Source organism: Streptomyces sp. WAC 04229 (assembly GCF_003947455.1).
Classification (GTDB): Bacteria; Actinomycetota; Actinomycetes; order Streptomycetales; family Streptomycetaceae; genus Streptomyces.
Window position 1 is genome coordinate 1 of the sequence record NZ_QHJH01000252.1, and the last position, 8,508, is coordinate 8,508.

The 8,508-nt window shown below is 74.9% G+C and carries 9 protein-coding genes and 1 pseudogene; 4 read left to right on the plus strand and 6 right to left on the minus strand.

The annotated features are described in order from the left end of the window. Positions 1-40: 40 nt before the first annotated feature. The gene (locus DMH12_RS35160) at positions 41-1,036 is read left to right on the plus strand and encodes a small ribosomal subunit Rsm22 family protein (RefSeq protein ID WP_125495378.1); all 996 of its coding nucleotides are present in this window, start codon (positions 41-43) and stop codon (positions 1,034-1,036) included. A 57-nt stretch (positions 1,037-1,093) separates the two neighbouring features. Here DMH12_RS35160 and DMH12_RS35165 read toward each other — a convergent pair whose 3' ends face one another. Beyond that, on the minus strand, positions 1,094-1,297 hold the full coding sequence (locus DMH12_RS35165) for a DUF6243 family protein (protein ID WP_125495379.1): 204 nt from the start codon (positions 1,295-1,297) through the stop codon (positions 1,094-1,096). A gap of 106 nt (positions 1,298-1,403) precedes the next feature. Between DMH12_RS35165 and DMH12_RS35170 the strand changes: the two genes are divergently transcribed. Next, positions 1,404-2,051 (plus strand): TetR/AcrR family transcriptional regulator, encoded by a 648-nt coding sequence (locus DMH12_RS35170; RefSeq protein WP_125495380.1) that lies wholly within the window; start codon positions 1,404-1,406, stop codon positions 2,049-2,051. Between the two features lie 91 nt (positions 2,052-2,142). Further along, a complete protein-coding gene (locus tag DMH12_RS35175; RefSeq protein ID WP_125495381.1) occupies positions 2,143-2,874 on the plus strand; it encodes a bifunctional DNA primase/polymerase in 732 nt (243 codons plus the stop codon). Positions 2,875-2,889: 15 nt separating this feature from the next. Here the strand turns inward: DMH12_RS35175 and DMH12_RS35180 are convergent, their stop codons facing one another. From DMH12_RS35180 to DMH12_RS35195, 5 genes and pseudogenes are all read right to left on the minus strand, one after another. After that, positions 2,890-3,879, minus strand: a complete 990-nt coding sequence (locus tag DMH12_RS35180) for a hypothetical protein (protein ID WP_185832732.1) — start codon at positions 3,877-3,879, stop codon at positions 2,890-2,892. Next, positions 3,839-3,976 (minus strand): annotated as a pseudogene (locus DMH12_RS40590) (iron transporter); the annotation flags it as partial. The pseudogene DMH12_RS40590 and the gene DMH12_RS35180, both read right to left, overlap by 41 nt. Positions 3,977-3,979: 3 nt before the next feature. Beyond that, positions 3,980-4,837 (minus strand): heme ABC transporter ATP-binding protein, encoded by an 858-nt coding sequence (locus tag DMH12_RS35185; protein ID WP_125495382.1) that lies wholly within the window; start codon positions 4,835-4,837, stop codon positions 3,980-3,982. Continuing rightward, complete coding sequence (locus DMH12_RS35190) at positions 4,834-5,925, minus strand: iron ABC transporter permease (RefSeq protein WP_125495383.1); 1,092 nt, start codon at positions 5,923-5,925, stop codon at positions 4,834-4,836. Before DMH12_RS35190 ends, DMH12_RS35185 begins: the two co-directional genes overlap by 4 nt. Beyond that, the gene (locus DMH12_RS35195) at positions 5,922-6,950 is read right to left on the minus strand and encodes a hemin ABC transporter substrate-binding protein (protein ID WP_125495384.1); all 1,029 of its coding nucleotides are present in this window, start codon (positions 6,948-6,950) and stop codon (positions 5,922-5,924) included. The genes DMH12_RS35190 and DMH12_RS35195 overlap by 4 nt, the downstream gene beginning before the upstream one ends. Before the next feature lie 102 nt (positions 6,951-7,052). Between DMH12_RS35195 and DMH12_RS35200 the strand changes: the two genes are divergently transcribed. Then, positions 7,053-8,508, plus strand: a 1,456-nt coding sequence (locus DMH12_RS35200; protein WP_125495385.1) for an HtaA domain-containing protein, incomplete at its 3' end; no start/stop codon positions are given.

An 8,508-nucleotide genomic window follows, 5' to 3' on the forward strand; every position in this document is an offset into this window, starting at 1 on the left:
CCCCCGTCCCCGCCCGCGCGGCCCCTCGTAGAATCGTCGCGTGAACGACCCCGCCGACATCCTGCGTGCCGCCCTCGCCGACCTCGTCGACGGGCTGCCGCCGCGGCAGGCCGCGCAGGCCGTGGAGCGGCTGATCGGGAAGTACCGGGGGGACACCCCGACCGACGCCCCCATCCTCCGCGACCGCGCCGACGTCGTCGCCTACGCCGCCTACCGCATGCCCGCCACCTTCGCCGCCGTACGCTCCGCGCTGGCCGCGTTCGCGGACGCCGTGCCGGGATGGGTGCCGGGCAGCCACGTGGACGTGGGCGGCGGGACCGGCGCCGCGACCTGGGCCGTCGGCGACACCTGGGACGGCCGCCGCCCGGTGACCGTGCTGGACTGGGCGGAGCCCGCCCTCGCCCTCGGCCGGGAGATCGCCGCCTCCCATCCCGCCCTGCGCGACGTCCGCTGGCAGCGCGCCCGGATCGGAGCGGGCCTCACCGTCGAGAGCGCCGACCTCGTCACCATCTCCTACGTGCTCAACGAGCTGACCCCCGCCGACCGCGCCGCCCTCGTCGCCGCCGCCGGCGCCGCCCGGGCCGTCGTGATCGTGGAGGCCGGCACCCCCGCCGGGTACGCCCGCGTCATCGAGGCCCGCGACCGGCTCGTCGCCGCCGGGTTCCGCGTCGCCGCGCCCTGCCCGCACAGCGCCGCCTGCCCCATCGTGCCCGGCACGGACTGGTGCCACTTCGCGGCGCGGGTCAGCCGTTCCTCCCTGCACCGGCAGGTCAAGAGCGGATCGCTCGCCTACGAGGACGAGAAGTTCAGCTACGTCGCCGCCACCCGCCTCCCGGTCTCCCCGGCCCCCTCCCGCGTGGTCCGGCGTCCGCAGATCCGCAAGGGCCAGGTGCTGCTCGACCTCTGCGAGCCGGACGAGCGGCTGGAGCGGCGGACGGTCACCAAGCGCCACGGCGACCTGTACAAGGCGGCGCGGGACGCGGCCTGGGGGGATGCCTGGCCGGGGGCGGCAAACGCCAACCCGGCGAACGAGTAGGCGGCGGCGCCCCTCCACTGCCGGGAGACCACGCCGCCACACTGACCGGGCCCGGTCTCACGACGCCTCGCCGGTGCCCTCACCTTCCTGACGGGACTGCCGTCGCTCCTGGAGTTTGCGCAGCAGCTCCCGTTTCTGCTCCTGCGGGCTCGGGGCGCCGCCGGTCCTGCCGGAGCGGTCACCGCCGCGCAGGGCGTCGCGGCCGAGCTTCCGGCGGGTGCCGCCGACGCCCAGCATGTTTCCTGCTCCACCTCGGGACATGGGGTCCTCCTCGTCCTCGCCAGAAACACGAGACGGTTCGTCTCGTATGGTGTGTCCCCACTGTCCGGCGAGACGGGGCGTCTTGTCAACCTGATAGATTCGGGACATGGCCGCTCAGAATCCCGCTCACGCCCCCGACAAGCCGATCCCCGACGCCACCCGGCGCAGCCAGCGCTCCCGCCAGGCCATCTACGACGCCGCCCTCGCCCTCGTGGGAGAGGTCGGCTACCCCAAGACCACCATCGAGGGCATCGCCGCCCGCGCCGGCGTCGGCAAGCAGACGATCTACCGCTGGTGGTCCTCCAAGGCGGACGTCCTGCTGGAGGCCTTCCTCGACCTGGGCGACCGCGCCGCGCGGGCCGCGGGTGCCGAGGGACAGGCGACGTACGCCATCCCGGACACCGGCGACCTCGCCGCCGACCTCAAGGCCGTGCTGCGCGACACCGTCGACGAACTGCGGGACCCGCAGTTCGAGGTCCCCTCCCGTGCCCTGGCGGCCGAGGGCCTCGTCGACGAGCAGCTCGGCCGGCGGTTCGTCGCCAAGCTCCTGGAACCCTCGCTCCAGCTCTACGTCGACCGGCTGCGGTCCGCCCAGGCCGCCGGCCAGGTGCGGCCGGACATCGACCCGCGCATCGGACTGGAACTCTTCGTCTCCCCGCTCGCCCAGCGCTGGCTCCAGCACACCGCGCCGATCTCCTACGAGTACACCGACACACTCGTCGACTACGCGCTCCACGGACTCGCCCCTCGGTGACCAGGGAAGTTTGTCCCTTCCCGACCCCGAAGCGCGGAATGGTGCGACCATAGGGCATGCTGGTGCGCACGACGGCGAGGCAAGGGGTTTGATGAGCGCGGAGTTCGGCGGTCGGAGCGGTCTGCAGGGCAAACTCTCCTCGTGGCTGCGCGGACGCCGCCCCAAGGAGGCCGCCGGTGACGGGGGCCGGGAGGACCTGCTGCTCGCCGCCGCCGGTGCGGGACTGCCGCTGGCGCCCGCCGCGCACCCCGCCGGATACCGTTGCTCCTGCGACCGCGTGGGCTGTCCCACCCCGGCGCGGCACCCGGTCTCCTTCGCCTGGCAGACCCAGTCCACCACCGACCGGTCGCAGATCGAGCGCTGGGCCCGGCATCAGCCCGAGGCCAACTTCATCACCGCGACCGGCATGGTCCACGACGTCCTCGACGTGCCCCTGGAGGCCGGTCGCGAGGCGGTCCGGCGACTGCTGGACGCCGGCATCGACGTCGGCCCGGTCGCCGAGAGCGACGACGGCCGCATGCTGCTGTTCACCCTCACCCGCGGCACCCCCGAGGACGAGGACGAGTGGTGGCCCTGCGAGCTGGACTGCCACCCCGAGACCATGGACGAGCACCCCGGGCTGCGCTGGCACTGCCGCGGGTCCTACGTACTCGTACCGCCCGCCCGGCTGCCCGGCGAGGACCGCACGGTGCGCTGGGTGCGCGGACCCGAGCACCCGCTGCCGGACCCGCTGACCCTGCTGGAGACCCTCACCGACGCCTGCGCCCGGCACGCCGGCGAGGAGAGCGACCACGCGGGCACGGCCTGGCCGCTGCGCCGCTGAGGGCCGGCGGCGGGGCTACTCGCCCTTCGCCGACGTCAGACCCTGCACCCGGCCCAGGACCGACACCTTCCCGTCCGCCGGGTCGAGCGCCACCTCGTTGGACACGAACTCCATCGTCAGCGACTGCTTGATCTCGCCCTCCGTCAGCGCCAGCACGTCCTTGTTCGGCGTCGGCACCGCCGCGCCCCGCGCCGAGGTCTGCTTCTCGTAGTGCCGCGTGGTGAAGAACACCAGCGCACCGCCGTCCTTCGTGCGCAGCGCCAGCGGCGCGTAGTCGCCGTTCGTCAGCGGTTCGTCGATGAACTGGGTGACCAGGCCGGGGCGGCTCGACCGCTTCTCCCGCACCTTCCGCCAGGAACTGGTGTGCACGCCGTCCGCGAAGGAGGCGCCGCCGTCCTGCAGATACGTCGTGTAGTCCTTGCTCAGGTCACCCGGCGGGGCGGCCAGATCCGTCGAGTTGGCGGGGACCGCCTCGGCCCAGCCGTCCGCGTCGGTCTTGAACTCGGGCATCCGGTCCGGGGCGACCAGCGTCAGGTACGTCGCCTGCCAGGTCTCGTCCAGGCCGTCGCGGGTGAACACCAGCAGCCAGCGCGACGTTCCGCCCTTGTTGGCCTTGGTGTCCGCGACGAACCAGCGGGGCCAGCCCGCCTTCTTCGGAATCGTGTACTTCGCGTCGGTCAGCTCCAGCGGCGCGTGCGCCGGGTTGCCGTCCGGGTGGTTGGTCCGGCCCGCCTTCAGCCGCGCCGAGTCGATGGCGGCCAGGGCGCCGGCGGTGTGGTCGGCGTCCAGGGACGCGTCGTACGCCTTGTCGGCGGCGTTGTACGCGGAGGTGAACTGTTCGAGCGCCTCGGCGGCTTCGGCCCGGGTGGCGGAGGGGAGCACCTCGCGCTCGCCGTGCACCACCACGCATCCGCTCGCCGTCAACGACAAAGCGGTCACCGAGGCCGCCGTGAGTATCTTCCGGTCAAGCCGGTGGGGCCGTCGAGGGCCGCGATCCCTGCTCATCAGGTTCCTTCACCTTCCCCTTCCCGGAGGCGAACCCTACCGGGGCGGGGCGGCGTCCGAACGCCGGGACCGGGGACAGCCGCCACACCGTGACCTCCGCTCAGTTCTCGCGGCGCGGGACGACCAGCGGCGCGCCCGTGCGCGGATGCGGCAGCACCTCCACCGGCTGGTCGTAGACCTCGGAGAGAAGGCGCTCGGCGAACACCTCCGCCGGGGGGCCCTCGGCCGCGATCCGGCCCGCCCGCAGGATCGCCACCCGGTCCGCGTACGCCGCCGCCAGGGCGAGGTCGTGCAGGACGACGACCACCGCGTCCCCGGCCCGCGCCCGCTCCCGGCACAGGCGGAGGACGAGTTCCTGGTGCCGCAGGTCCAGGGCCGCGGTCGGCTCGTCGAGCAGGAGCAGGGGCGCGCGCTGCGCGAGGACCCGGGCGAGCGCCACCCGGGCCCGCTCACCGCCGCTCAGCGCGGAGAAGGGCCTCCCGGCGAAGCCGGTCACCTCCGTACGCGCCATCGCCTCGGCCACCGCCGCGTCGTCCTCGTCCTCCCGGTCGCTCCCCGCCCACGGCGCCCGGCCCATGCGGACGACCTCCGCCACCGGGAACGGGAAGGAGAGCGACGCCGACTGGGGCAGCACCGCCCGCCGCAGCGCCAGTTCGGGCGCCGACCACTGGGCCACCGGACGGCCGTGCACGCGTACCAGCCCCTCGGCGGCCGGGACATCGGCGGCGAGGGCGCCCAACAGGGTCGACTTCCCGGCTCCGTTGGGACCGACCAGGGCCAGCACCTCGCCCGCCCGGACGGTGACGCCGACCCCGTCCAGGACCGGCCGCCCGCCGAGGCGCACGCGCAGACCGTCGGCCTCGGCGAGCACGTCGCCGGGCGCGGCCGGGGGCGGCGGCAGCGGACGGGACGGTACGAGCCGCAGCAGGGCCCGCGTCTTCGGCACCTTCGCCCTCATGCCCAACCCCCTTGCCTGCGCCGGGTGCGGCGCAGCAGCCAGAAGAAGAACGGGCTGCCCAGCAGCGCCGTCAGAACCCCGAGCGGCAGCTCCGCGGGCACCGCCACCGTGCGCGCGGCCAGGTCGGCGGCGAGCAGCACGAGCGCGCCGAGCAGCGCGCTGCCCGGGACCAGGAAGCGGTGGCCCGGACCGGCGACCATCCGCAGCAGGTGCGGCACGACGAGGCCGACGAAGCCGATCACCCCGGCGACGCTCACGGCCGCCGCCGTCAGCAGCGCGATGACCAGCACCAGCACGATCCGCAGGCGCTCCACCTCCACGCCCAGGTGCCGGGCCGGGCGTTCGCCCAGCGCCAGGAGGTCGAGGCGGCGGGCGTACAGCGGGGCGAGCCCGAGCCCGAGGGCCGCGCACGGCAGCACCGCCAGCACCTTCGGCCAGGTCGCCTGGGCGAGCGAGCCCAACTGCCAGAAGGTGATCTGGTTGACCGCCGCCGTGTCCGCGAAGAACAGGAACAGCCCGATCAGCGCGCCCGCGAAGGCGTTCACGGCGATACCGGTGAGGATCAGCGTGACCATCTCCGTGCGGCCGCCCGCGCGGGACACGGCGTACACGACGAGGACCGTGATCAGGCCGGAGGCGAACGCGAAGACGGGGACCGTCCAGTTGCCGAGGAAGTTCAGCCCGAACGCGATGGCGCCAACCGCGCCGACCGCCGCGCCCGAGGAGACGCCGATGACGCCCGGCTCGGCCAGCGGGTTGCCGAACACGCCCTGCATCAGCGCCCCCGCACAGCCCAGCGAGGCGCCGACGAGCAGGGCGAGGACGATCCTCGGGAACCGCACGTTCCACAGCACCGACTCGGCCACCCGGTCCAGTTCGGTGGAGCCGAGCCCGGTGCGGTGCAGCAGGGAGCCGAGCACGTCGCCGAGCGGGACCGGGTAGGCGCCGGTGCCGGCCGCGACCGGCACCAGGACCAGCAGGGCGCCGGTGAGGGCGGCGGTCAGCAGCCAGGCGGTGGTGCGCCGGGTGCGGGGCGGCGCCGGGTCGGCGGGCGCCTGGGGGCGGACCGGCTTGTCCAGTACGGTCACCGCGCGCCGTCCTCGCCGTACAGCTGCGCCACGACCGACTCCAGCACCTGGTCGGTGCGCGGGCCGTAGTTGAGGAGGACGCCGTCCTCGACGGAGACGATCCGGCGGTCCATCCCGGCCGGGGTCTGGGCGACGCCGGGGATCTTCACCAGGCCGTCGACGCCGCCGACGGACTCCAGGCCCTTGCTCATCACGAGGATCGCGTCCGGCGCGGCCTTCACGAGCGCCTCGCTGGTGATCGCGGTGAAGTCCTTGTCCAGGCCCGAGGCGGCCCCCGCGTCCACCGCCCCGGCCGCCTCGATCAGCGAACCGGCACCCGAGTCCGCGCCGCCGATGAGGTAGACGGAGGCCGAGCCGCGCAGGTACAGGAAGGCGACCCGCGGCTCCTCGCCGTGCGGAACGTCCCCGCGGGCGGCCTCGATCCGCTCCTCCGAGCGGCGCGTCAGCTCCTTCCCGGCCGCCGGTACGCCGAGGGCGTCGGCGACCGTCCGGATGCGCGGGCCCACGTCGTCCAGGCCCCCCGCCGCCTCGACGAACAGCACCGGGACCCCGGCGGCGCGGATCTGGTCCACGGCCTCCGCCGGTCCGGTGGTGGTCTCGGCGATCACCAGGTCAGGCTTGAGCGACAGCACGCTCTCCGCGGAGACGTCGTGGCCCCGGGTGACCACCGGGAGCTTCGACGCCTGCTCGAAGGTGGCGGTGACGTCGCGGGCGACGACACGGTCGCCGAGTCCGAGGGTGAACACGATCTCGCTGAGGCTGCCGGACAGGGGGACGACGCGCTCGGCCCCCTCCACCGTGACCTTCTCGCCGTCGGCGGAGCGGACGGTCACCGGGAGCCGGGGCGTGGGTCTCCCGGCCAGGGGCTCGAGCCGGTTGGCCACCGGCTGCCCGGCGCTCGGGGCCCCCGGCCCGGCCGGGGTGCCGGGTGATGCCTCCGAGGAGCCCGAGCATCCGGTCGCGGTCAGGGTGAGGGCGAGCACGGACAGCGCTGCTCCCGCCAGTCGGTTCCGCAAGCGTCGCACGTTCCGTCCCGTCCTTCCGTCGACTGCCGGTGTCGGCCCGCTAGAGCTTAGGTTAGCCTTACCTTCGTTCGCTACCGGCCCCTCGATCCGGAGGACTTCGCCATGCCCGCCCGCCTTCGCGCCCTGGTCACCGTGTTGTGCGCGGCCGTACTCGGAGCCCTGCTCCCCTTGAGCGCCGCCCACGCCGAGAGCCGGACCGTGCAGGGCGGACGGCTCGACTGGGGCATCAAGTCGTCGTTCCAGAGCTACGTCACCGGGCCCATCGCCAAGGGGAGTTACTCGCTGACCGGGGGAGCGGCCACCGTCGGCGGCAGCGCCTTCCGCTTCCACTCCGCGACCGGCGCCTACGACGGCGACCGGGGCACCTTCCGGGCCGGCTTCTCGGGCGGCGTGCGCTTCCTCGGCCACCGCACGAGCGGCGGCGGCCATCAGCTCGACCTGACCGTCAGCCGCCCCACCGTGAGCATCTCCGGCGCCACCGGCACGCTCCTCGTGGACGTCACCAGCAAGGCGAAGGGCACCGGGGCGGTCACGACGTCCCGTCAGGTGCCCTTCGCCACCCTCTCCCTCGGCGCCATCGACATGCGGGGCGGCGGCGACAGCGTGGCCCTGACCAACGTGCCCGCCACCCTCACCGCCCAGGGCGCCCGCTCCTTCGCCGGGTACTACACCGCCGGCACCGCCCTCGACCCGGTGAGCCTGTCCGCCGACGTCGCGGCGGCGGCGCGGCAGCCGGAGAAGAAGCCGTCCGGCACCCCCGCCCCGGCCGGCAAGTCCCCGAAGCCCACGGCGACTCCGGGCGGCGCGATCAAGGACGGGGCCGTCGACTGGGGCGTGCGCCGCACCTTCCGCGAGTACGTCACCGGCGACATCGCCGACGGCCGGTGGACGCTCTCCGCGGGCGCCCAGGACGGCGGCGCGCTCTTCCGCTTCCCGGGCGGCGAGGGCACGTTCGAGGACGGCGACCTCACCGCCGCCTTCGAGGGCGCCGTGCGGTTCACCGGCGCCCACGGCCTGGACCTGCGGCTGAGCGCCGTACGGGCCACCGTCGAGGACGGCAGGGGCACCCTGTACGCCGACGTGACCGCCCCCGACGTCGAGGACCGCAAGGTGCCCCTGGTCACCTTCACCGCGAAGGGCCTCGAGGCCACCGGCGGACTGGTGAAGGTGACCGAGGCCCCCGCGAAGCTCACCGCGCGCGGCGCAGAGGCCTTCGGCGGCATGTACCAGGCGGGCACCGTCATGGACCCGCTGTCCCTGGCCGTCGCCCTCACCGCCGACGCCGAACTGCCCGCCCTGCCCGACCTCGGCAGCGAGCCCACGACCACCCCGGCCCCGCGGCCCGCGAGGACCGGGGCCGACCCCTCCGCCGCCCCCGTCGCGAGCGCCGCGGACGGCGGCGACTCCCCCGCCCTGCCCGTCTCCCTCACGGCCGGCGCCCTGCTGCTGGTGGCCGCGGCCCTCGTGGCCGTCGCCCTGCGCAGGCGCCGCGCCCGGCCCGCCGCGGCCCACCACGGGGGGGCGCACCCCGTCGCCCCCGCCCCGTCTGCACGCCCCG